Raw genomic sequence first — 23,996 nt, 5'->3', positions numbered from 1 at the left:
GCGGTGGACGTTGCGATCAGAAGGTCTTCAGGAAGGCGATCAGCGCGCGCTTGTCATCGTCGCTCAGTTCCGGCTCATGGCCGAAGGCTTTCTCGTCGACGCTCAAGCCGTCCTGGCGGTTGAATTGCGCGGTGCCGAAATAGTGGCCGCGGTTGACCACGAAGTCGGGGCACTTGCTCAATTCGAGCATCGGCCCCTTGACGGCGGCGAAATGCATGCGGAGGTCTTCATCGCTCGCGCCGGCAGGCGCGGTCGACAGTGTCTGCTTGAGCGTGACGAGAAGCTCGCCGACGTCCTTCACATGCTCCGCCTTCTCGCCGATGCTGTCGGCCTCCGCGCGCAGCTTGAGGTTCGCGAGCAGGTTCACCGGCACGCCCTGCGGAATGGGGCCGAGGACGATGTCGCCCCCTTCCTTGAAAAGCCACGGCAGCCACCGATGCAGCGAGCCTTCCATGGGCTGCAGCGACTCGGGAACGAAACCGCTCGGGATCGTCACGGTGCTGCGTTCCGTGGTGCGGTCGATGGTGCCGAGCACCTTGGCGCCGAGCACCGAATCGGTCTTGCGCTTCTCCGGCCACAGCATCTGTTCGATGGCTTCGTCGAAGACTTTCATTCGAGCCTCGACGGATGGGTTGTTCTCGGCATCGGCTTCGCCCACCGTGTTGTTGAGCAGGAAAGGCGCCGTCGACCAGATGCTGATCAGCGAAGGCACGCGCGTGAAGCCGCGCCCGCCCGCCGGCATGGCATAGGGTTTGGGCTCGCCGGTGAACGGGTCGCTCACGGTGATGGTGCCCACCGACGGCAGGCTCTTGTAGGTCTGCGAGGAGAAGTTGTCCCAGATGTTGCCCTGCAGCGCGTTGGTGGCGAGCGGGCTGCATGCGTTGGTCCGGAGCAGCGTCACCGGAACGCGCTGGTCGCTGGACAGGTAGTTGCCTTCCAGGAAGTCCGGCGCCTGGACGATCTTGCGCATCTGCGCCTTGTAGTCGTCCGTCTGCGTCCATCCCCAGTAGCGCTTGAAGCATTCGACGTAGCCCGGCCCGGCGCAGCGCGCAGGCGTCAGGTCGAGCGAGGCCGGTGGCGGCGGCCCCTTGCTCGAATGGCAGCGCGCGCAGGTGTCGGCAAAGGCGATCTTGCCGCGGTCCAGCGTGGCGGCATCGGCGGTGAGGTACTTGTCGCCGCCCGGTGCGTCCTTCAGGTGATCGGGCCGCGCCGCCTTCAGGAAGAACAACGCCGTATCGAAGGTGCCCGCTTCGGTCGCCTGCCAGTAGGTCGAATTCTTCTGCGCCGAGGCGATCTTGATCGGCGTGATGGTCTTGCCGCCGACCACCGGATTGAAGTGAAGCAGCCATTCCTCGCTGAAAAGCCCGATGTTCAGATACACCCGATTGAGCGCACCCAGCAGGCCCACCGAATCCGCGCCGTCCTTGAGCACCCGTGGCGTGCGAACCGTGCCATTGGCCTTGGAGAAGAACTCCGTCAACGGCCCCTCGGTCACGAAATCGTTGAACTGCTTGTTGTCGAGTTCGCCGCCGGCGAGCTTCTCCTGGCCGAGCCGGCTGGCGAGGCCCATGCGGGGCATGAACGCGTAGACCGCGTTCATGGTGCGCGGGTTGTTGATGCTGTCGGTCGACACCAGCGAAGTGTCCATCGTCCCCGGCCGGTAGGTATGGGCGAGCTGGAACATGTAGTTCGTGCGTCCCTCCGGCTTGTTCGAGTTGTGGATGAAGAGGCGGTCCACCCACATGTACTGCGCGCCCACCGACGAGCTCAGGTTCTCGAACTTCGGGTTGCTCGGATCGGCAGGCGGCTTCACCGGGCTCGGCCCCAGATGGCAGAAGCCGCACGACATGCCGACGCGATACGGTCGCACCAGGTCCTTGCGGTTGTAGTAGCTCGGGTCCGTGTAGTACTTCTCCGCGTCCCATTCCTTGGCCGCCTTCTCGTCGAAGGCCGGATTGGGAAACAGGCGCAGACCGGCGATGCCGGTCGCCCACCCGTAGTACGAACCGACGGGCTGCGTGGTGCCGTCGCCGAGCGGCTTGCCGCGTGAGCCGATCGCCACGCCCGGGTACTTGCTTTCATTCTCGAAAGGATCCGGCGCGCAGTCCTTGCTGCGAACATCGAGCCACAGGCCGCGCCGGGCCTTGTCGGGGCCGGCGGCGTTTTCGAAGCAGGGTTCGTTCACCAGCCCGAAGTACGTCCAGCGGTTGGCGCGCGAATAGCCCTGGCTCGGATGCGAGCTGATGATCTTCAGCAGGTCGAAGGCGCCGAAGGTGTAGTCGGTCATCTGGGTCCAGAAGCGGTCGTTCCCGCCGCTCCAGACCAGCCACATGTTGCGTCCCTTGATCTCTTCCGGCGTCAACGCGATGCCGCCGTCCATGTCGTGGAAGTAGTCCTCGGCGGCATGAGGGAACGACTTCGCGTCCCTGCCGGCGAGTCGGGCCTCGTCGAGAACCTCGCCGGGCTGCGGTCCCTTGGAGCAGGCCACCAGCACGGCGCAAGCGAGCAACGGCCACAGCGCTGCCGCGCGCGAGCAAGCTCGGATCATCGCGATACCTCCTGCGTCGACGTGAGGCTCAGTTTGGTGGGGGCTCCGCTGCTTGGCTATCGGCCATGCGCGCTAACGCGAAGGGAGTAGGCGTCCAGCGGATGTCAAGCCGATCGGGAACGCGCCGACGCGGGAGACTGGGACACCAAACTTCGCTAGGATGTCCGCACGAATCCATCGACCAGAGGACTCAGAAGGTTGCAATTGCCTTACAGCTCACCGGGAAGCCGCGCACCCAGGACAGCCGTCTGGTTCTTGCTTTCGCTGATGCTCGCGATCGCCGGATGCGGCAATCGACAGGAATCCGCCGCGCCGAGCCCGATGCTTCCGACGGTGCTGGTCGTCACCGTCACCGCCTCGCCCGTGCCGAACATCGTCGAGTTGCCAGGGCGAATCGAGCCCGTCCGCACCGCCGAGGTGCGCGCCCGCGTCGACGGCATCGTGGAGCGCATGCTCTTCGAGGAAGGCAGGGACGTCGAGGCCGGCGCGCCGTTGTTCCAGATCGATCCCCGCGACACCCGCGCGCTGCTGCAACAGGCCCAGGCCGCATTGAAGCGGGCCGAGGCCGCTCGGGTCAATGCGGCATCCATCGTCAACCGCTTCCAGCCGCTGGTGAGCCGCCAAGCCGTGAGCGCACAGGAATTCGACGCCGCGTTGGCCACGCTCCGCCAAGCGGAGGCGAACGTGTCGGATGCGAGCGCCGAAGTCACGCGCGCGCAATTGAAGGTCGATCGCAGCACGGTGCGGGCCCCGATCGCAGGCAGGGTCGGGCGTGCACTCGTCACTGAAGGCGCATTGGTCAGCGCCAGCGCAGCCACGCTGATGACGCAGATCAACCAGCTCTCGCCGATCTCGGCCACCTTCTCGCAGTCGAACACGGAGGTGCTCGATTTCGAGCAGCAGATCCGCTCCGGCCTGGTCAAGGTGCCTGACATGGCGCACATCGAGGTGCGCCTGATCCTCGCCAACAGGCAGGAATATGGCGAGCGCGGATTCCTCGACTTCACGGATCTCGCGGTCGACCCTTCCACGGGCAGCCAGACGATTCGCGCGCGGTTCCCCAACCCCAAACGCATCCTGCTGCCCGGACAGTTCGTGCGCGGACGGATCGCCGCCGGCATGACCCGAATGGGCATCACCGTGCCCGAGCGCGCCATCCAGCTCGACGGCGCCGGCGCGAGCGTCACCGTGGTCGCCGAAGACGGCAGCGTCATCCGGCGCCCGGTGGTCCTCGGCCCGCAGCTCGAAGGTGGATGGATCGTTCGCGACGGCCTCAAGGCGGGTGAACGGGTCGTGGTCGACGGGTGGCACAAGATCCAGCCGGGCCAGAGGGTCAACGCGCAGCCCGCGCCTGACGTCGAGCCCGCGCGATGAATCGCTTCTTCGTCTATCGCCCGGTCTTTGCCTGGGTGATTGCGCTGTTCACTGCCCTCTTCGGGTTCATCGCGATCCTTCTGCTCCCGGTCGAGCAGTTCCCGGACGTCGCGCCGCCGGCATTGAACGTCTCGGCCGTCTTCAATGGCGCCGACGCGCAAACGCTCGACCGCACCGTCACCTCGATCATCGAGAACGAGATGAACGGGATCGAGAACTTCCTGTACATGTCCGCGATCAGCCGCTCGAACGGCACGGCGCAGATCACCGTCACGCTCAGGCCGGGCACGGATCTCGACGTCGCGCGCACGCAATTGCAGGACCGCCTGAGCCGTGTCGAACCCCGTCTGCCGCTGGAAGTGCGGCAGATGGGCGTGACGGTCACGAAGTCATCGTCGGGCTTCCTGATGCTGGTGGCGCTGCAGTCGAGCGACCCCACGACGAATGCCCTGGAGATGGGCAACTTCGCGTCCAACAACATCGTGAACGAGTTGCGCCGCATTCCGGGCGTGGGCGATGTGCAGCTCTTCGGCTCGTCCTATGCGATGCGCATCTGGCTGGACCGCGACAAGCTCGCCGGCTTCGGCCTCTCGGCCAGCGAAGTGCTGACGGCCGTGCAGGAGCAGAACAGCCAGACCGCCGGCGGCGGTCTCGGCGATCAGCCTGTCACCGACACTGCCGAGTTCAATGCCCGGATCATCCTGCAGGGCCGTTTCTCCACGCCCGAGCAGTTCCGCCAGATCATCGTGCGCGCGAACCCCGACGGGTCGACGGTGCGCCTCGGCGACCTCGCGCGCGTGGAACTGGGCAACGACAGCTACGGCTTCCGTTTCGCGGTCAACGGCAAGCAGTCCGCCGGCATGGCCATCCAACTGGCGAGCGGCGCGAATGCGCTCGCCGTCGCCAGCGCCGTGCGTGCGCGACTGACGGAACTGCAGCGGACCTTTCCGCCCGGCATGCAGTGGATCGTGCCCTTCGACACGACGCCTTTCATCACCACCTCGGTGCAGGGCGTGGTGCGCACGATGGTCGAGGCCTTGCTGCTGGTCACGGTGGTGGTCTTTCTCTTCCTGCAGAACTGGCGCGCGACGCTGATCCCGACACTGATCGTCCCCATCGCGCTGGTGGGGACCTGTCTCGGGCTCCTGTTGTTCGGCATCACCATCAACCTGCTGTCGCTGTTCGCGATGGTCGTGGCGATCGGCATCCTGAACGACGATGCGATCGTGGTCGTCGAGAACGTCGAGCGCGTCATGCGCGAAGACGGCCTCAATCCACGGCAGGCCACCGTCAAGGCGATCGGCCAGATCTCCGGCGCCGTGATCGCCAGCACGCTGGTGCTGATGGCGGTGTTCGTTCCGATGGCCTTCTTCCCGGGATCGACGGGCGGCATCTACCGGCAGTTCTCGGTGACCTTGACCGTGTCGATCTTCCTGTCGACGGTGCTCGCGCTCACGCTGGGCGCGGCCTTGTGCGCGACGATGCTCAAGAACGATGCGACGACAGGCGAAGGGGGCAAACCCGCACCGCGTGGCGCCGCCGCCCGTGCGCTGCACTGGGTATTCACCCGATTCAACAGCGGGATGGACAAGACCACGGCGAAGTACACGCGCGGCGTCGGCGCGATGCTGGGCCGGCCGGTGCGCTGGCTGCTCGTGTTCGTCGTGGCCTGCGTGGCCACCGCCTATTTCTTCATGCGGCTGCCGGGCGGCTTTCTGCCGACCGAGGACCAGGGCCACATCTTCGTCTCGTACACGGGCGCGCCCGGCTCCACGATGGAGCGCACGCAGGAGGCGGTGGATCAGGCAGAAGCTTTCCTGAGGCAGCAACCCCAGGTGCGGAATATCGCGTCGGTGTCCGGCTTCAGTTTCTTCGGGCAGGGTCAGTCGGCCGCCCTCTCCTTCGTCGATCTGACGCCGTGGTCGGAGCGCCCGGGCGTTGAGAATTCCGCCGAGACGCTGGTCCGGCGCGCCAACGGAGCCTTCGCGCACATTCCGCAAGCGCTCATCTTTGCGCTCAGCCCGCCGGCCATTGCATCCCTTGGCAATGCCACCGGCTTCACGATGAAGGTGCTGGACCGCAGTGGCGTGGGCGGCGAGGCCTTGCAGCGGGCCAGCCGGCAGATCATGGCCGAGGCGGCCCGCAGCCCCATCCTCGCCGGCGTGCGCCCCGATGGTCTGCCGGACGCGCCGCAGCTCTACGTCGAGATCGACCGCATCAAGGCGCGCGCCCTGGGCCTGCAGATCGGGCAGGTCAACCAGATGCTGTCGCTGACCTTCGGCTCCAGCTATGCGAACGACTTCGTCTACGAAGGCAACGTGCTGCGCGTCTTCCTGCAGGCCGATGCGTCGCAGCGCATGCGGCCGGAAGACGTGGGCGCGCTCAGGCTGCGCAACAACCAGGGCGACATGGTTCCGTTTTCCGCATTCACGCGCGTGCGCTGGATGTCGGGGCCCCAGCAGCTCGAGCGCTACAACGGCTTTCCGTCGGCCACGCTGTCGGGCCAGGCCGCCCCAGGCCAATCGAGCGGGGCGGCACTCGCCGAGATGGAACGCATCGCGGGCCAAGTGCTGACCGGCAGCATGGCCTACGAGTGGACCGGCACGGCCTTCGAGGAAAAGCAGGCCGCGGGTCAGATCGGCATGCTGCTCGGCCTTTCGCTGGTCATCGTGTTCCTGCTTCTTGCCGCGCTGTACGAGAGCTGGGCCATTCCGGTGGCGGTGCTGCTGATCATTCCGTTCGGTGTGATCGGCGCGGTGCTGCTGACGATGGCGCGCGGGATGTCGGCCGACGTGTATTTCAACGTCGGGCTGATCACCATCATCGGGCTGGCGGCGAAGAACGCGATCCTGATCGTCGAATTCGCGATCAAGGACGAGAGCGAAGGCCGCGACGCCATCACTGCCGCGAAGAACGGCGCGCAGCAGCGCCTGCGTCCGATCCTGATGACCAGCCTCACCTTCGTGCTCGGCATGCTGCCGCTGGTGCTTGCCACCGGTGCAGGTGCCGCGAGCCGGCAGGCGGTGGGCACCGGCGTGATGGGCAGCATGCTGACCGCGACGATCTTCGGCGTCTTCTTCACGCCGTTGTTCTATGCGGCGGCACGCCAGTGGCTGAGCCGCAAGAAGACCTACAGCGAAGAAGAAGATCAGAAAGAGCTGGAAGAACCACGCAAGGATGCGGCCAACGATGCGTAGCCCGGTACTTCTGGCCGCGTGCCTCACCCTCGCCGCTTGCAATCAGGCGCCGCTCTATCAGCAGCCCGAACTGCCGGTGGCCGACCGCTTTGCGTCGGACGACAGCGCCGGTGGCCAGCGGCTGGCCACGGAAATCGCCTGGCAGAGTTTCTTCGGCGATCCCCAACTCAAGTACCTGATCGCCCAGGCGCTGGCCAACAACCGGGACCTCGCCGCATCGGTCGCCCGCGTCGAGCAGGCGCGTGCGCTCTACAGGATCCAGGACGCCCAGCGCCTGCCGCAGGTGAACGCCAGCGGAGCCGCCTCGCGCAACCAGGCCCCGCTCGCGTCGTTCGATCCGGCGCTGGCTGCGACCGACACGTCGATCACTTACAACCAGTACAACGTGCAGGCCGCACTGACCGCGTTCGAGCTGGATTTCTGGGGGCGCGTGAGCAATCTCAGCGAGGCGGCGCGCCGACGATATCTGGCGACCGTGGAGGCCGATCGCGCGTTCCGCTTGTCCTTGATCGCCAACGTGGCCGCGACCTACTACGCCATGCGCGCCGGCCAGGAAGGCGTCGATCTGGCCGAGCGGACGCTGGCGACCCGGCAGTACGGGCTGGAGATCGCGAAGCTGCGGCTCGAAGCGGGAGTCACGTCGTTGGTGGACTACGACCAGGCGTCCATCCTCGTCAGGCAGGCGCAAACGCAGCTTGCGGAGTTGCACCGTTCGACCGAGCAGTTGCGCAACCGGCTGTCGATTCTGGTCGGCGGGCCGATGGCCGGGCCACTGCCGGAAACGCGCGCCATCGGCGATCCCGGCCAGTTCGGCGAACTCGATGCTGGACTGCCCTCCGCCCTGCTCGTCAATCGACCGGATGTTTTGCAGGCCGAGCAGCAATTGCGCGCCACCAATGCCGACATCGGCGCGGCACGCGCCGCCTACTTTCCGCGCATCGCGCTGACCGGGAACTTCGGCTACGCGTCGACCGAGCTTGGCGACCTCATTCACAGCGGCAACCAGGTCTGGTCGATCGGCGGCCTCGTCACGCTGCCGATCTTCGATGCCGGGCAGCGTCGGGCGCAACTGGACCAGGCGCAGGGACGGCGGGATGAGCTTGTGGCGACCTATCAGCGGACGGTGCAGACGGCGTTCACCGAAGTTGCGGATGCGCTTGTGGGGCGCAAGCGCTATCAGGAGCAGATCGTTGCGCAGGAACTCACCGTCGAATCGCAGCGGCGGCTGGCCGAGACCGCCGAGCTTCGGTATCAGAACGGGATTGCGATTTATCTTGAGGTGATGGACGCCAAGCGCAATCAGTTTTCGGCGGAGCAGCAGTTGATTCAACTGCGGGCGACGGCGCTGCAGAACGGGGTGTCGTTGTATGTGGCGTTAGGGGGTGGGCTTGATGAGGTTGCGCCGCGGCCGACTGCAGGGCCTTAGGTGCCGATCCGCGATGACCCCCTCAGGACCCAAAGGTGAGCGTGCAACCCGAATAGACTACCCAACGCAACATCCTCAACGACGCATTCACCCCCTCATGTTCATCGAGCTTCAAGACGCGCGGGCGTCCACAGCAGCAATACCAGCCAAGACCGACGCGCCGGCGCGCCAGACCACGACCAAGCGCATCGCGCGCACGGCTCGATGAGCACGCCGGTTGCCGCCGCGCCAGCGGTGGAGAGCATTTCCCTCAGCATCGCTTCGCTGCGTGGTCAGCGGGTGATTCTGGACGCCGACTTGGCCGCGCTCTACGAGGTGCCGACCAAACGCTTCAATGAAGCGGTCAAACGCAATGCGGCGCGGTTTCCGGCCGACTTCATGTTTCAGCTCTCGGCTGAGGAGTGGGAGGCTTTAAGGTCGCAATTTGCGACCTTAAAGGCAGGCCGCGGCCAGCACCGAAAATATCTGCCCTATGCCTTCACCGAGCACGGCGCGATCATGGCCGCGATGGTCTTGAACAGTTCGCGCGCGGTGGAAGTGTCAACCTACGTGGTGCGCGCCTTCGTGCGGCTGCGCGAGGCCTCCAGCATTCACCACGACCTGGCCAAGCGGCTGGCTGAACTGGAAGAGAAGACGGACTTTCTGGCAACCCAGCACGACACGTTCAGTCGCAACACGCGCAATCAGTTGCGTCAGGTGTTCGATGCGCTGCGCGAACTCACCGCGCAGCCCGATCCGCCCAAGCGGCCTATCGGGTTCGTGACGCCCGAGGACAAGAAGGGGTCGAAAGCGCGCGGCAAGAAGTAGCCGGTCAACACCAGGCCATGCGCGCTAATGCGAAGGATCACTGCTGCGGCGGACCGCGTGGCTATACTGCGCCGGTCACGTCAAAAAAAGATGTGATCGGGATTGGACTCCCGCCAAAGCTCTGCGACGAAAGCCGCAGTCATCCGCAGGACCTGCGGCTTTGCTCTTCGTGCCACCATTTTTGGCGGCTCGACGTGCGGGCGCAAGCCCGGCCGGTTCTCGCAAGGGCTTCCCGGTAGTCCAACTCGTCGAGCCGCCGCCCTCGATTGGACTCGAGTGCGGCGGTTTTCCAAACCGAAGCCTTTGGAGGCCATTGATGGCTCACCCTACCTGTGCGCTCGCGCGCCACCCCAACGATCCCCCCGCCGAGGACAACCCTTCCGACGAATCCCGAAGCGATCGCGCCACGCTCTCGATGCTTGCGGTCGGCGAAATCAACGCATTGAGGGAGGCGTATCACGCAGCCGCATGCATCCACAACCTTGTCGTTGCAGCGCGATCGGCCCGCGACGATGACACCTTCGCTAACTTGGCCGACTCGAGCGCCCTGCTCACCCTGGTCAACGCAGAATTCGAGCGCCGCCTCCAGATCGCCAAAGCAACCATCGCTTCGATGCAGTCGCCCTGAACGCAAGGGAACGTTGTCAGGCGATCATCAACCGGCGACAGATCGAGCCACCGGGCGCGGCCCACGGCCAATCAATACCCAGGCACTCACCGCACTCATGAGCGCCAACGCCGCGCACAACAGCATCACCCAGCGGAACCCCGAAACAAAGGACGCATTCACCGTTTGCCTCAATGCCGTGGCAGCCGCCGCATCGATTCCCGGCGGCAATCTCGCCCCGGCCAACTGACTGCGCTGCGCTTCGAGAAACGTCGCCGCCTGCGCGGAAGCGTTGATCTCGCGCAGCCCTTCAGCAAGCCGCGCATCGAAGGCCCAAGCCATCACAACCCCGAACACCGCAATCGCCAACACCGCCGCGGTTCTCGACACAGCGTTGTTCACCCCCGACGCAATCCCTGCCAGATCAGGGCCGACCGCATTCATCACCGTGGTCGTCAACGGCGCAACCGTGACCACCATTCCAAACCCCAGCACCACCACCGCCGGAAAGAAACTCGTCCAGTAATTGACCCCAACGCCCGGCACCGCAAACAGCGCAAAGCCCATGGCCGCAATGCTCGGCCCAATCACCAACGGCAATCGCGGCCCGAACCGATCGACCAATTGCCCCGCCCATCCCGACAGCGCAAACATGATGAGGATGAACGGCAGCAACGCAGCACCCGCCACGGTCGCCGAATAGCCTTGCACTTGAATCAGATTGAGCGGGAAGAAATACAGCCCGCCACCCAGCGCCGCATACAACAGCAAGGTCAGCAGATTCGCACCGCCGAAGTTGCCGATGCGCAGCAACGACAACGGCAGCATCGGCGAACCCACGCGCAGTTCGACGATGACGAACGCAACGCTTGCTCCGATACCCAGGATCAACGCGGCCATCACCGGCACTGAAGCCCAGCCCTGCGTGGGCGCCTCGATGAACGCATACACGATGCCGCCCAACGCGATGGTGGCGAGTGCCGCGCCCCAGGGATCGAGCCGCGCAGCCGCGTCGCCCCCACGGCTCTCGGGCACCCGACGCCACACGATCAGCAGCACGGCGACGGCCATCGGCACATTCACCAGAAACGCCCAGGTCCACGAATAGTGGTCTACCAGGAACCCGCCCACCACCGGCCCGACCGCCGCCGTGATGCCGCTGAACCCGGACCACGTACCGATGGCGCGCCCACGCTCCTTCTCGGGAAACGACGCGCTGATCAACGCCAGGCTGCCCGGCACCAGCATCGCACCGCCAATGCCCTGCACCGCCCGCGCAATGATGAGTTGCCGCACATCACCCGCCATCGCGCAGCCGACGGAAGCCAGCGCAAAAAGCCCGACGCCGATCGCGAAGATCTTTCGTCGCCCGAAGTGATCGCCCAGGGATCCGCCGACGAGCAAGAGCGCCGCAAGAAACAGCGCATAGGACTCCACCACCCACTGAGCCTGGAAGGCCGTCGCATGCAGATCGGCCTGGATGGCCGGCAGCGCGACGTTGACCACCGTGCCATCGATGAAGGCCATGCTCGAGCCGACGATCGCCGCGGCCAGCACCCAGGGCTTGGAGGCGGGCGGACAGTCCGCCGCCTCGCAGCCGAGGCGAATGAGCGCGTCATCGCCCGGTGGCTTGCCGATCTGACTCATGGGATGGATCTCCGTGCAGCAGTCGTCGTGGCCGCAGTATGCAGCGCCGACAACTATCCCCCCAGAGGGTGATGCGCAAATGCGGCCGCAGCTGCAGCATCACGCCATCGGAATCACAGGTAAAAAAGGGAATGCCATGCTCACCCGACGCATCATCCGCATGCTGGTGTGCATGGCCGCGGTCCCTTCCGTTTCCGACCCACCGGCCCATGCCCAAGAGCTGGCGTACATCTGCAAGGCCCCTGTCGAGCAGAGCCTCGTGATAGATTGCGCGCGGGTGCCGACGACTTGTCGCACATCCGCTGGAATCACGAGAGGGCAAACATGGTATTGCGGTTGGCGAGGATTCTGAAATGGACTGCGCTGGTACTCGGCATCGTCATCGTCACAGCGGTCGCACTGCGCACCTACGACATCCAGCGCGGCCCGCCGCTCGAACTCTGGCACACCTACGTCCCCGACGAGCTCTCGCGCGACGAGCTTCGCAAGGCCGACTGGGCGACCTACATCGCCGCCGAGAACAAGGCGCTCGACGAGGTCCGCAAGAATGTCACCGACAAGCTGCCGCCTGAGGCGCAGGTACCGAGCAATCGCTACTTCAGCGGCAGCCCCATCTATCCGGGCCACTTCGCGCAGGACTGGAACCGCTCGTACATCCTCGAACCGCAGGGCACGCCGCGCGGCGCCGTCGTGCTGCTGCACGGGCTGACGGATTCGCCGTACAGCCTTCGGCACATCGCGGGCCTGTACCGCGACCGCGGCTTCGTCGTCGTCGCGATCCGCCTGCCGGGCCACGGCACCGTCCCCTCCGGCCTGACGCATGTCGACTGGGAGGACTGGTCGGAAGCGACGCGCCTCGCGGTCCGGGAAGCGCGGCGGCGCGTGGCGGCGCCCTTGCCGTTGCACATCGTCGGCTTCTCCAACGGCGGCGCACTCGCAATGAAGTACGCGCTCGACGGCCTGGACGACGCGAATCTGGCGCGACCGGATCGCCTCATCCTGATCGCGCCGATGATCGGCATCACAGAACTCTCGCGCTTCGCCGGCGTGTTCGGCTGGCCGGCCATCTTCCCCGCGTTCGCCAAGGCAGCGTGGCTCGGCATCGTTCCGGAATTCAATCCGTTCAAGTACAACTCTTTCCCGGTCAACGGCGCGCGGCAATCGTCGCTGCTCACGCGCGACCTGCGTTCGCACATCGCACGTGAAGAAAGCGCGGGCAATCTCGTGAAGTTGCCGCCCATCCTCACCTTCCAGTCGCTGATCGACTTCACCGTCAGCACCCGGGCGATCGTCACGGGCTTGTACGCGCGCCTGCCCAGCAACGGCAGCGAGCTGGTGCTGTTCGACCTGAACCGCAGCATCAAGTTTGGTCCCCTGCTGCGCTCGGGCAGTGATCTGCGGCTCGACCGGATCCTGCCGCCGGCGCCGAGGAATTTCCGTTCCACCGTGATCACCAACAGGGGGCCCAACAGCCGCCAAGTCGAGGAGCGCGTCACCGAAGCCGGCGCCACGACGGAGCAGACGCGCAACCTCGACCTGGAGTTTCCGCTGGAGGTGTTCTCGTTGTCGCACCTCGCGCTGCCCTTCCCGATGAACGATCCGCTCTACGGCATGCGGCCCGAGGGCAACGACGAGTTCGGTGTCAACCTCGGCGCCATGGCGGTTCGCGGCGAGCGGGGGGCGCTCATCATCAGCCTGGATTCGTTGACGCGCCTGTCCTCGAATCCATTCTTCCCCTACATGATCGATCGCATTGGCGGGGTCATCCCGTCGAAGTAGGCGCTGCGCGCCTCAAGCACGCATCAGGCGTGCCGGGGCGCAGGCTGGCGCGTGCGCAGCGTGCTGCACACTGCCGCCACGGCCGCGCAACAGGCGGCCAGCGCCAGCGCGATGATCTGGCCCTTGCCGTCATGCGGGCTCCAGACGCTGAAGATGCCCGCCAGCACGACCGCGCCCAGCGTCTGGCCCGTGAGCCGCGCGGTGCCGAGCATGCCGCTTGCAGCGCCGCTGCGGTGCGGTGGCGGTGAGGTCACGATGGTGTGGTTGTTCGGCGACTGGAACAGTCCGAAGCCCAGGCCGCACAGGACCATGCGCCATGCGATGTCCGCGTTGCTCGGCTGTGCGGGCAAGGCTGCGAGCAGCGCCAGCCCGGTGGCGAGCAAGGCCAGGCCCACGCCGCCGAGCAAGCCGTCCGGGTACTTGCCGATCAGCCGGCCCGCGATCGGCGCCATGAAGACGATCGCCAGCGGCCACGCGGTGATCAGCAGGCCTGCCTCGAAGTGCGATTTGCCGTAGGTTTCGAGCAGCAGGAACGGCAGCGCGATGAAAGACAGCATTTGCGCGCAGAAGGCGCCGACCGAGGTGCCCATCGACAGTGCGAACACAGGGATGCGCAGCAGATCGACGGGGAATAGCGGTGTCGCCAACTTGAGTTGTCGACGCACGTAGATGAACCCCACCACGACGCCGCCAAACAGCAGCGCCCAGGCGCCGGCACTTGCGCCCGCGCCCTGACCTACCGCGCCTTCGCGCACGCCCAGCCGGTCGGCGCCGATGAAGATCAGCGAGAACATCAAAATGTTGAGCAGCACGTCGAAAGCGGAGAAACGCGAGCCTGACGACGACGCGGTCTCGCTGATCGGCAGCGACCGATAGCCCAGCACCAGCACCAACGCGCCGAGCGGCACGTTGAGCGCAAAGAGCCAGGGCCACGAAGCCACAGAAAGAATCGCCGCGGCGACCGATGGTCCGGCCACCGATGCGGTCGCCACCACCATCGAGTTGATCGCCATCCCGCGCCCCAGTTGGTCTCGCGGAAAGATGAGCCGGACCAGCGCCGCGTTGACGCTCATGATCCCGGCGGCCCCGAGGCCTTGCAGGGCGCGCGCGGCAATCAGCGTGCCGAGTGAGTCCGCGAACGTGGCCATGAGGGACGCGGCCGCGAACAACACCATGCCCACGAGATACACCCGCCGGTAGCCGAACAGGTCGCCCAGCGACGCCAGCGGCAGCAGCATGACCAGCGTGGCGATCTGGTAGGCGTTGACCACCCAGATCGCGTGCGATGCGTCGGCATGGAGTTCGCGCGCGATACCCGGCAGCGCGAGGTTCACGATGGTGCCGTCGAGCACCGCCACCGCGATGCCGAGGATGATGACCAGCATCGCATGCCAGCGCTGCGGCTGGGGCAGCCCGTCGTGCACCGCCTTGACGGAATGGGGTGTGGTCATCACGTTAGCCTGCTGCATACGCCGTCGCCTTCCGTCCGCCCAGCGTGATCCACGCCAGCACCACCGCAATCAGCGCGCCACCTGCCATGCCCGCCACCATCGGCAGCGGCCGGCCGTCGGTGAACAGGCCGACCACCGACATCACCACCGCGCCGGTCAGCATCTGGAGCGTGCCGAGCAGCGCCGACGCCGTGCCCGCGATGGCGCCGTGCTTTTCGAGCGCGAGCACCGATGTGGTCGGAATGACGAAGCCCATCAGCGCGCTGGCGATGAAATACAGGACGATGAGCACCGCCAACTGGTCGCCGCCGCTCAGGAAATAGATGAACATCGCCATCATCACCAGCCCGCAGGCGCTGACGCTGGACTTGACCACGCGCACGATGCCGAATCGCTCGCACAACGAGCCGTTGAGTTGGACGGCGCCGAAGAATGCCGCCGCATTGACGCCGAAGGCCACGCTGTAGAGCGTGGGCGACAGGCCGTAGTGGTCGATCATCACGAAGGACGAGTTGGCGAGGTAGGTGAAGAAGCCCGCCATGGCGAAGGCGCCGATGAAGACCAGCCCGAGGTAATGCGCGTCGCGCAGCAGGACGCCATAGGCCTTGAGCGCGCTGCCCAGGCTGCTTTCGACGCGGTGGCCGGCCGGACGCGTTTCCTTCAGCACCGACGCGATGGTCGCAAGGCCGATCACCGCCGCCAGCGTCACCACCCAGAACACGCCGCGCCAGCCCGCGACGGCGATCACCGCGCTGCCGACCAGCGGCGCCAGGATCGGCGACACGCTGAAGAMCAGCATCAGCAGCGACATCAGCCGAGCCGCCTCGGTGCCGGTATGCAGGTCGCGCACCACCGCGCGCGGGATCGCCATGCCGGCCGCCGCGCCCAGGCCCTGCACGAAGCGAAGCGCGATCAGCATCTCGATGTTCGTCACGAGTGCGCAGCCGACGCTCGCCAGCGCGAACAGGCCCAGCCCGAAATAGAGCGGCGGCTTGCGTCCCACCATGTCCGACACCGGCCCGTAGAGCAGTTGGCCCACGCCGATCGCGATGAAGAAGACCGTGAGGCTCATCTGGACCTGCCCGATGCCGGCCCCCAGGCTGCTGCCGATCTCTGGCAAGGCGGGAAGGTACATGTCGATCGCGAACGGGCCGATGGCAGACAACAGGCCCAGCACGAGCGCGATCTTGAAGAAGCGCGAAGAAGTCATGCGCCGATTGTCGCCAAGGACTCAATGAACCAGCGACAGCACGAAGCGGCGCGCTGTGCTAGGGGCTACCCCCGCGTCGCGTGGTGCAGTTCGATTCCGAATTCGGACGATCTGGCGGACCTGTCACGCATCCATTTCGCGAATAGTCGGTATCCAGCGCTCAGCATGGACAACATCGCGCGGAGTCGCGACCATCGATTTCGCAGCGACTCGCCCTTGGTCTTCCTTGCTGCAAAGCCAATCGAGAGTTTGGCAAGGAGACAGCATGCAGAACGCCGCAACGCCGCGCGATTTCTCAGGCTATCGCTGGAATCCACCAGCCATGCGGTGGCCTGGCGACACCGGCTTGGCCGTGTCGTTCGTGCTCAACGTGGAGGAAGGCGCCGAGTTCGCGCTGAGTGCGGGTGACCCGCGCAACGAGGGCCGGCACGAGATCACCCATGAGGTGGTCGGCGCCCCCGACCTCTGCATGGAAAGCCACTTCGAATACGGCGCCCGCGTAGGCTACTGGCGCATCACGCGGCTGTTGGTGAAGGCTGGCGTCCCGCTGACGCTGAGCGCCTGCGGGCGCGCGCTCGAAGCGACGCCATGGATCGCCACAGACGCCACGCAGCAAGGCTTCGAGATCTGCTGCCACGGCTGGCGCTGGGAGTCGCACGCCCTCCTTCCCGAGAACGAGGAGCGAGCCCGCATCGCACGCACCGTGGAGACCATCCGCCGCCTGCACGGGCGCGCGCCGGTGGGATGGCACACCCGGTCTTCAGCTTCGGTCAACACGCGCCGGCTGCTCGTCGAGCATGGCGGATTCCTCTACGACAGCGACGCCTACAACGACGACCTGCCCTACTACCTGACGGTGGCGGGCCGCGCGCACCTAGTGCTGCCCTATGCCTTCGACACCAACGACCTGCGCTTTTTCGAACCCGGCGGCTTCACGCGCAGCGAGGACTTCGCGGACTATGTGATCGATGCCTTCGAATGCCTGCTGCGCGAATCGGGCCACGCGCCGCGAATGATGTCGATCGGCCTGCACACGCGCATCATCGGCCGCCCGGCCCGCTTCGTCGGACTGGAACGGCTGGTCGCGCACGTCAAGAGCCGCAAGGGCGTGTGGTGCGCCACGCGTGAGCAGATCGCGCGCCACTGGTTCGCGCATGTTCCCGCCCAAAGCTGACCTGCGGATCGCCAGCTTTTGCAAGCGACGCCTTCTCCGTGCCTACAACCGTTGTGGTCAAGTTCGAGGGCTTCGGCAGGAAATTAGGGTTTACCCCAAACTCACTACATCGTGACCAATGAAGTGCTCTCATGCTGATTCTCTTGATCGTTCTCGGCGCAGCCGCCGTCCTTGTTTTCCACGGCGTCAAAACGTCCAAGGTCGTCGAAGAAGACTGACCGACCCGGTTCTCCCTCCTCCGTCTCTCTTGGGACGGAATTCAGGCCTCGTACAGCAATGCACGAGGCCTTCTTGTTTTTGGAGCGCCTCAGCGGACAATGCTCGCTCCCCGTCACCCCGTGAAAGTCCGATTTGGCATCCCCGTCCCCTTGGCCCGGCAAGATCGTCGCGCTCCTCCGTGCCGGCAATTCGACGGGCGCCATCGCCCAGATCAAAGTGGCCCCCGGCGTGCGTGAACTGCGCGCGCTGCAGAAAGCGCTCGACACTGCCCAACTGACAGGGCGATGGAGCGACGTCGACGTCGCCATCACCGAAAGCCTGCAGGCACTCTCCGCGCCAAGGCTGCACCGATCGCCGTAGTCCGAGCGCTGGCTTACCCCAGGACGTCGTTCACCTGCTCGTTGAATTCGGTCTGGCTGAGCGCCGCGCCCAGCTCCCGCGGGAGGGCATCGCGCACCGAGAACACGCCGAGGATCCTCTTCCCCGCCACCAGCGGCAGATGGCGGAAGCCCCGTTCGAGCATCGTCACGATGGCATCGGACACCAGTGTTTCCGGCGGGACACAAATTGGATTGGGTGTCATGACCTCGCGTGTCGGCGTTCGGTCGGGATCGAGCCCCCGGGCGAGCACCCGGGTCATCAAATCGCGCTCGGTCAGGATGCCCAGCAGGATGTCGGGCGGCTCCATGATGAGCACGCTGCCGCAGTGGGCCCGCGTCATCACGCAGGCGGCATCGCGCACGCTGGCGTGCGGCCCCAGGCTGATCACATGCTTGCGCGAGATGGACTGGAAGACAGTGCGTTCGTCCATGGTGTTCCCTCCAACAGCCGAAGCGCTATGGTGCGACGTGCCTTCAGTCAGCGCAAGGAGGCGTTCAACCGCTGCAGCGCCTGGGCACCGGGGCAAAGCTCCCGCGGGCCCAGCGTATTGAGCGGCCGGGCGCTGGTGTTGAGCGCCGTGTGCAAGTCGGTGGCCAGCGGATCGACGTAGAGCAGCCCCGTCACGACCTCGCCCATCTCATGGTGTCGCTGCATGTAGGCCATGGCAGCGTGGCGATCGCCGGGGTTGTAGCCCTGATGCAGGCTGCGCAACCTCAGCAGCGTGCCGTCGTGCTGGCGGACGTCCATCACCTCGCCGGCCGACATGTCGACCGTGATTTCGTCGCGCTCGCTGATGAAATCGATGCGACTTACGGCTTCGTTATGTTCGCGCACGTAGTCGTAACTCTTCGTACTGCCCGGATGGTTGTTGAAGGCGACGCAGGGACTGATCACGTCGATGAAGGCCGCGCCCCCGTGGCTGATCGCCCCCTTGATCAAGGGCACCAGCTGCGCCTTGTTGCCCGAAAAGCCGCGCCCCACGTAGGTGGCGCCCAATTGCAGCGCCATCGCGACGAGATCGACCGGGCTGTCGGTGTTGATCACGCCCTTCTTGCTCTTCGAGCCCTCGTCGGCCGTGGCCGAGAACTGGCCCTTGGTCAGCCCGTAGACGCCGTTGTTCTCCACGATGTAGGCCATCCGCACGCCGCGCCGCATCGCATGGGCGAACTGGCCCAGGCCGATGGACGCCGAATCGCCGTCGCCGGAAACACCCAGGTAGAGCAGATCACAGTTCGCGAGGTTCGCGCCGGTCAGCACACTGGGCATGCGGCCATGCACCGTGTTGAAGCCATGCGACGCACCCAGAAAATAGTCCGGCGTCTTGGAACTGCAACCGATGCCCGAGAGCTTTGCCACCCGGTGCGGCTCGATGTCCAACTCCCAGCAGGCCTCGATGATGGCGGCCGAGATCGAGTCGTGCCCGCAACCGGCGCACAGCGTGGAAATCTTGCCCTCGTAGTCGCGCCGCGTGTAGCCGACCTTGTTTTCAGCCAAGGTCGGGTGGCGCAGGCGGGGCTTGGCCAGATACGTCATGCAGTCTCCTTCTTGTCGGTGGCGGCTTGCGTTTGCTTGTGCACGTGCACGTCGATCGCCTCGATGACGAAACGCGCGGTGATGGGCGTGCCGTCGAAATGCAGCACGCGGACCAGCCTGCGCGGATCGACATCCAGTTCGTTGATCAGCAGGCTGCGCATCTGGCCGTCGCGGTTTTGCTCGACCACGTACACATAGTCATGGTCCGCAAGAAACTGCGGCACGCTCTCCGGAAAGGGAAAGGCCCGCAGCCGCATCGCGTCGAGGTGGATGCCGCATTCTTCGAGCGACTCCAGCGCCTCGTTCATCGCCGGGCTGGTCGAACCGAAATAGATCACGCCGAGCGGGGTCTTCTGCGCGGCAGGACGCAGCACCGGCTGCGGCACCATCGTGGCGGCGGTCGCGAACTTCTTCAGCAGCCGCTCCATGTTGTAGACGTAGTCGGGCCCTCGCTCCGAATACCGGGCGTAGGCGTCGCGCGTCGTGCCTCGGGTGAAGAAGCTGCCCTTGGTGGGATGCGTGCCCGGCAGCGTGCGCCACGGAATGCCGTCGCCGTCGACATCCTTGTAGCGGCCGAAGTCCCTGCCCGCCTCCAGTTCGTCGGCGGTCATGACCTTGCCGCGGTCATAGACGCGGCTGTCGTCCCATGCGAAAGGCTTGCACAGTCGCTGGTTCATGCCGATGTCCAGGTCGGTCATCAGGAAAACGGGCGTCTGCAGGCGATCGGCCAAGTCCAGCGCCGCCGCCGCATGCTCGAAGCACTCGTGCGGATCTTCCGGGAACAACAACACGTGCTTGGTGTCGCCGTGCGATGCATAGGCGCACGAAAGGATGTCCGCCTGCTGCGTGCGCGTCGGCATCCCGGTGGAAGGCCCTCCGCGCTGCACGTTGATGAGCGTGACGGGAATCTCGGCAAAGTACGCCAGCCCGATGAACTCCGCCATCAGCGAAATGCCCGGACCCGAAGTCGCCGTGAAGGCGCGCGCCCCGTTCCACCCCGCCCCGACCACCATGCCGATGGAAGCCAACTCGTCTTCCGCCTGCACGATGGCAAAGCGGTGCTGGCCAGTGGCCGGATCGACACGGAATTTCGAGCAGTACTTCTGAAAGGCTTCGGCCACCGAAGACGATGGCGTGATCGGATACCACGCGGCCACGGTCGCGCCGCCATACACGCAGCCCAGCGCCGCGGCGCTGTTGCCGTCGACGAAGATCCGGTCGCCCACCCGATCGGCTCGCCGCACCCGCAAGCCCACCGTCTCGCGCAGATGCTCCCGTGCGAAGTCGCAGCCCAGGTGCAGCGCCTGCACGTTGGAGGCCAGCAGCTTTTCCTTGCCCTTGTACTGCTCGCCGAGCAGCTTCTCGACCACTTCGGGCTCGATGCCCAACAGGACGGCCAGGGCGCCCACATAGACGATGTTCTTGAACAACTGCCGCTGGCGCGGGTCGTGGTAGACCGCATTGCAGATCTCGGTCAGCGGCATGCCGATCACGCGAATGTCGTCGCGGAACCTGGACGGCGGCAGCACGCGCGTGCTGTCGTAGAACAGGTAGCCGCCGGACTCCAGTTCGGCCACGTCGGCATCCCACGTCTGCGGGTTCATCGCGACCATCATGTCGGTGCCGCCGCGCCGGCCCATGTGGCCTTGTTCGGTCACGCGCACCTCGTACCAGGTCGGCAGCCCCTGGATGTTGCTGGGAAAGATGTTGCGCGGACTCACCGGCACGCCCATGCGCAGGATGGCCTTGGCGAACAGTTCGTTGGCCGAGGCCGAGCCCGATCCGTTGACGTTGGCGAACTTGATGACGAAATCGTTGACTGCTTCGATCTGTTTCGTGCTCATGCCGGAACCCCCTGCTTCGGCGCGACCTGCGCATCGCGAGATTTCGGCCCGGCCGGCGTCATCTTCAGCAGGAACTTCTGCATGTCCCAGGCACCCGTGGGACATCGCTCCGCACACAAGCCGCAGTGCAGGCAGACATCCTCGTCCTTGACCATCACGCGACCCGTCTTCAGGCCGCCGGACACATAGAGGTCCTGCGCGAGGTTCAGCGCCGGTGCTTTCAACCGAGGCCGCAGGTCCGCTTCATCGCCGTTCTGGGTGAAGGTGATGCAATCCATCGGGCAGATGTCCACGCAAGCGTCGCATTCGATGCAGGCGACTTCGGTGAACACCGTCTGCACGTCGCAGTTCAGGCAGCGCTCGGCTTCCTTGAAGGCGGTGGCAGCGTCGAAGCCCAATTCAACCTCGACCCGTATGCTGGCCAGCGCGGCCTCCGCCTTGGCCCACGGCACGCGATAACGCAGGTCGTTCGAGGTGTTGTTGTCGTAGCTCCACTCGTGGATGCCCATCTTCTGCGACACGAGATTGGTCATGGGCGCAGGACGGACGCCGACCGCCTGGCCATGCAGCATCCGGTCGATCGACACCGCCGCCTCGTGCCCATGCGCCACGGCCGTGATGATGTTCTTGGGACCGAAAGCCGCATCGCCGCCGAAGAAGACGCGCGGCACCGTCGACTGGAAGGTGTTGGCGTCCAGCACCGGCAGGCCCGATTTGTCGAAGGCGATACCGCAGTCGCGTTCGATCCAGGGGAAGGCGTTCTCCTGGCCCACTGCCACGAGCACTTCATCGCATTCGAAGAAGACCTCCGGCTCGCCCGTGGGTACGAGCGTGCGCCGGCCCTTGTCGTCGTAGGTGGCGCTGACAACCTCGAATCGCATGCCGGTCAGCTTGCCGTTCTCGTGGACGAAGGCCTTGGGCACGTGGAAGTTGATGATCGGAATGCCTTCGTGCTGGGCGTCTTCCTTTTCCCAGGGCGAGGCCTTCATCTCGTCGAAGCCGCTGCGCACGATGACCTTCACGTCGACACCGCCGAGCCGGCGGGCCGACCGGCAGCAATCCATCGCCGTGTTGCCGCCGCCCAGCACGATCACGCGCCGGCCGATGTTCGTGACATGGCCGAAGGAGACTGAATTCAGCCAGTCGATGCCGATATGAATGCTGGCCGCGGCCTCCTCCCGACCGGGAAGGTCGAGGTTGCGTCCGCGCGGCGCACCGCAGCCGACGAAGATGGCATCCCAGCTCTGCGCCATCAGCGCCTTCATCGATTCGATGCTTTCACCGCCCCGAAACTTCACGCCGAGGTCGAGGATGTAACCCGTCTCCTCGTCGATCACCGATTCAGGGAGACGAAATCGCGGGATCTGCGTGCGGATGAACCCGCCGGCCTTGGCATCGCCGTCGAACACCGTGACCTCATAGCCCAGCGGCGCCAGGTCGCGCGCGACAGTGAGCGAGGCGGGTCCCGCGCCCACGCAGGCGATGCGCATGCCGTTCGTCGGCTCGACCTTCGGCATGCGCGCGCGGACGTCTTCCTTCATGTCGGCGGCCACGCGTTTGAGCCTGCAGATCGCCACCGGCTCCGGGTCCTTGGCATTGCTCTCTTCCACGCGGCTGCGCCGGCAGGCCGGCTCACACGGCCGATCGCAGGTGCGCCCGAGGATGCCCGGGAAGACGTTGGAAACCCAATTGATCATGTAGGCATCGCCATAACGGCGCTGCGCGATCAGTCGGATGTATTCGGGGACGGGGGTGTGCGCCGGACAGGCGTACTGGCAATCGACGACCTTGTGGAAGTAAGTCGGGTTGGCAATATCGGTTCGCTGCAATGCGGTCTCCTTGCTGCCGCCCGGCGCCCCGGGGGAAGGGCTGGTGCGGGCTTTTGCGCCAGTATGCGCCGTGCCCGACGACAAGGGCTCTTGGTGAAACCCCGCAGCACCACATGCCGTCGCGCCCCCGATACACTGGATCGCTTCCACCCCGCACACCGAGGAGTCGATGCAATGGCCGCGAACGCTACCGTCACTGGTGAAGTCGAGTACCGGGCCGGCGATGGCCCCTTGATCCTGATTCCCAAGGGACCGATCGAAGTGAATCTTTCGTTTGACAGCGCGGTGCTCAGTTGGGGGGACGACGGCAAGACGCAGATCACGGCGATTCCCATTGCCGAGTACGAGCGCTATGTTCAGGAGGGCAAGATCGAGCCCCTCCCCTAGCACCACCCCTGGCAGACCAGGGAAATCAGAACAGCGGCGCCGTGTCGCTTTCCGGGCGCGCGCCTTCGATCGCAAGCATTCGCAGCTTCGACGCGGCGCCACCGTGTGCCGAGAAACCGCCCCATTTGCCGCCGGCCGCGAGCACGCGGTGGCAGGGCACCACCGGCGCGAACGGGTTCAATCCGAGCGCTTGTCCTACAGCGCGCGCGAGTCCCTTGTCCCCGAGTTCCTCTGCAATATCGCCGTAAGTGCGCGTGCGGCCGGGCGGAATGCGGCGCGCGATGGCATACACGCGCTGATGGAATTCGCTGACGCCGTCGAAGTCCAGTTCGATCTCGGCCAGGTCGCGCGGCTCGCCGTCGAGCAGCGCACGAATGGCCGCTGTCGCGCGCTGCACTTCGGGCGGCGGTTCGACCTCTCGCAACGACGGAAAGCGCCGGGCCACGCGGGCGCGCGTGGCACCCTCCTCCGCTTCAGGCAGTTGCACGCCGACGATGCCGCGCGGGCCCCACGCGATGCCGCACGCGCCGATCGCGGTGGGAAACAGCGCGAATCCGTCGGGACTCATGGCCGCCGCCGCAGA

18 protein-coding genes are annotated in these 23,996 nt (G+C 65.7%); 9 read left to right on the top strand and 9 right to left on the bottom strand.

The window, feature by feature from the left end; genetic code table 11:
* Positions 1-16 precede the first annotated feature (16 nt).
* Entirely contained in the window at positions 17-2,548 is a 2,532-nt protein-coding gene (locus AC1DN9_RS18555; RefSeq protein WP_478102726.1) for a hypothetical protein, read from the bottom strand.
* 267 nt (positions 2,549-2,815) lie between these two features.
* Here AC1DN9_RS18555 and AC1DN9_RS18550 point away from each other — a divergent pair, with 267 nt between their 5' ends.
* The 5 genes from AC1DN9_RS18550 (at position 2,816) to AC1DN9_RS18530 (ending at position 9,980) form a co-directional block, all read left to right on the top strand.
* Positions 2,816-3,922: an efflux RND transporter periplasmic adaptor subunit gene (locus AC1DN9_RS18550; protein ID WP_478102724.1), complete on the top strand. Its 1,107-nt coding sequence runs from the start codon at positions 2,816-2,818 to the stop codon at positions 3,920-3,922.
* Positions 3,919-7,119 (top strand): multidrug efflux RND transporter permease subunit, encoded by a 3,201-nt coding sequence (locus tag AC1DN9_RS18545; RefSeq protein WP_478102722.1) that lies wholly within the window; start codon positions 3,919-3,921, stop codon positions 7,117-7,119. Before AC1DN9_RS18550 ends, AC1DN9_RS18545 begins: the two co-directional genes overlap by 4 nt.
* A complete protein-coding gene (locus AC1DN9_RS18540; RefSeq protein WP_478102720.1) occupies positions 7,100-8,545 on the top strand; it encodes an efflux transporter outer membrane subunit in 1,446 nt (481 codons plus the stop codon). The genes AC1DN9_RS18545 and AC1DN9_RS18540 overlap by 20 nt, the downstream gene beginning before the upstream one ends.
* Before the next feature lie 204 nt (positions 8,546-8,749).
* The gene (locus AC1DN9_RS18535) at positions 8,750-9,352 is read left to right on the top strand and encodes an ORF6N domain-containing protein (RefSeq protein WP_478102719.1); all 603 of its coding nucleotides are present in this window, start codon (positions 8,750-8,752) and stop codon (positions 9,350-9,352) included.
* A gap of 316 nt (positions 9,353-9,668) precedes the next feature.
* Positions 9,669-9,980, top strand: a complete 312-nt coding sequence (locus AC1DN9_RS18530) for a hypothetical protein (RefSeq protein ID WP_478102717.1) — start codon at positions 9,669-9,671, stop codon at positions 9,978-9,980.
* Between the two features lie 27 nt (positions 9,981-10,007).
* On the opposite strand, the gene AC1DN9_RS18525 is transcribed toward AC1DN9_RS18530, so the two are convergent.
* Complete coding sequence (locus AC1DN9_RS18525; protein ID WP_478102715.1) at positions 10,008-11,606, bottom strand: MFS transporter; 1,599 nt, start codon at positions 11,604-11,606, stop codon at positions 10,008-10,010.
* A gap of 324 nt (positions 11,607-11,930) precedes the next feature.
* Between AC1DN9_RS18525 and AC1DN9_RS18520 the strand changes: the two genes are divergently transcribed.
* Complete coding sequence (locus tag AC1DN9_RS18520; RefSeq protein ID WP_478102713.1) at positions 11,931-13,385, top strand: alpha/beta hydrolase; 1,455 nt, start codon at positions 11,931-11,933, stop codon at positions 13,383-13,385.
* Between the two features lie 23 nt (positions 13,386-13,408).
* On the opposite strand, the gene AC1DN9_RS18515 is transcribed toward AC1DN9_RS18520, so the two are convergent.
* Both AC1DN9_RS18515 and AC1DN9_RS18510 read right to left on the bottom strand, forming a co-directional pair.
* Positions 13,409-14,836 (bottom strand): MFS transporter, encoded by a 1,428-nt coding sequence (locus AC1DN9_RS18515; protein ID WP_478102711.1) that lies wholly within the window; start codon positions 14,834-14,836, stop codon positions 13,409-13,411.
* Between the two features lie 4 nt (positions 14,837-14,840).
* On the bottom strand, positions 14,841-16,046 hold the full coding sequence (locus AC1DN9_RS18510) for a multidrug effflux MFS transporter (RefSeq protein ID WP_478102709.1): 1,206 nt from the start codon (positions 16,044-16,046) through the stop codon (positions 14,841-14,843).
* A 265-nt stretch (positions 16,047-16,311) separates the two neighbouring features.
* Here AC1DN9_RS18510 and AC1DN9_RS18505 point away from each other — a divergent pair, with 265 nt between their 5' ends.
* Complete coding sequence (locus AC1DN9_RS18505; protein WP_478102707.1) at positions 16,312-17,220, top strand: polysaccharide deacetylase family protein; 909 nt, start codon at positions 16,312-16,314, stop codon at positions 17,218-17,220.
* 351 nt (positions 17,221-17,571) lie between these two features.
* Positions 17,572-17,799 (top strand): hypothetical protein, encoded by a 228-nt coding sequence (locus AC1DN9_RS18500; RefSeq protein ID WP_478102705.1) that lies wholly within the window; start codon positions 17,572-17,574, stop codon positions 17,797-17,799.
* A 13-nt stretch (positions 17,800-17,812) separates the two neighbouring features.
* On the opposite strand, the gene AC1DN9_RS18495 is transcribed toward AC1DN9_RS18500, so the two are convergent.
* Genes AC1DN9_RS18495 through AC1DN9_RS18480 form a run of 4 tightly spaced genes read right to left on the bottom strand, consistent with a single transcriptional unit; the run spans position 17,813 to position 23,026 of the window.
* Positions 17,813-18,250: a CBS domain-containing protein gene (locus AC1DN9_RS18495; protein ID WP_478102704.1), complete on the bottom strand. Its 438-nt coding sequence runs from the start codon at positions 18,248-18,250 to the stop codon at positions 17,813-17,815.
* 47 nt (positions 18,251-18,297) lie between these two features.
* A complete protein-coding gene (locus AC1DN9_RS18490; RefSeq protein WP_478102702.1) occupies positions 18,298-19,353 on the bottom strand; it encodes a 2-oxoacid:ferredoxin oxidoreductase subunit beta in 1,056 nt (351 codons plus the stop codon).
* Positions 19,350-21,197: a 2-oxoacid:acceptor oxidoreductase subunit alpha gene (locus AC1DN9_RS18485; protein WP_478102700.1), complete on the bottom strand. Its 1,848-nt coding sequence runs from the start codon at positions 21,195-21,197 to the stop codon at positions 19,350-19,352. Before AC1DN9_RS18485 ends, AC1DN9_RS18490 begins: the two co-directional genes overlap by 4 nt.
* Positions 21,194-23,026 (bottom strand): FAD-dependent oxidoreductase, encoded by a 1,833-nt coding sequence (locus AC1DN9_RS18480; protein ID WP_478102698.1) that lies wholly within the window; start codon positions 23,024-23,026, stop codon positions 21,194-21,196. Before AC1DN9_RS18480 ends, AC1DN9_RS18485 begins: the two co-directional genes overlap by 4 nt.
* A 174-nt stretch (positions 23,027-23,200) precedes the next feature.
* Here AC1DN9_RS18480 and AC1DN9_RS18475 point away from each other — a divergent pair, with 174 nt between their 5' ends.
* A complete protein-coding gene (locus AC1DN9_RS18475) occupies positions 23,201-23,413 on the top strand; it encodes a hypothetical protein (RefSeq protein WP_478102696.1) in 213 nt (70 codons plus the stop codon).
* 25 nt (positions 23,414-23,438) lie between these two features.
* Here AC1DN9_RS18475 and AC1DN9_RS18470 read toward each other — a convergent pair whose 3' ends face one another.
* On the bottom strand, positions 23,439-23,981 hold the full coding sequence (locus AC1DN9_RS18470) for a methylated-DNA--[protein]-cysteine S-methyltransferase (RefSeq protein WP_478102695.1): 543 nt from the start codon (positions 23,979-23,981) through the stop codon (positions 23,439-23,441).
* Positions 23,982-23,996: the final 15 nt, after the last annotated feature.

It is taken from the genome of Variovorax sp. 05L425 (assembly GCF_056397705.1).
Note: the sequence above shows the minus strand (reverse complement) of the source record. Positions and strands in the feature narration are given on the sequence as shown.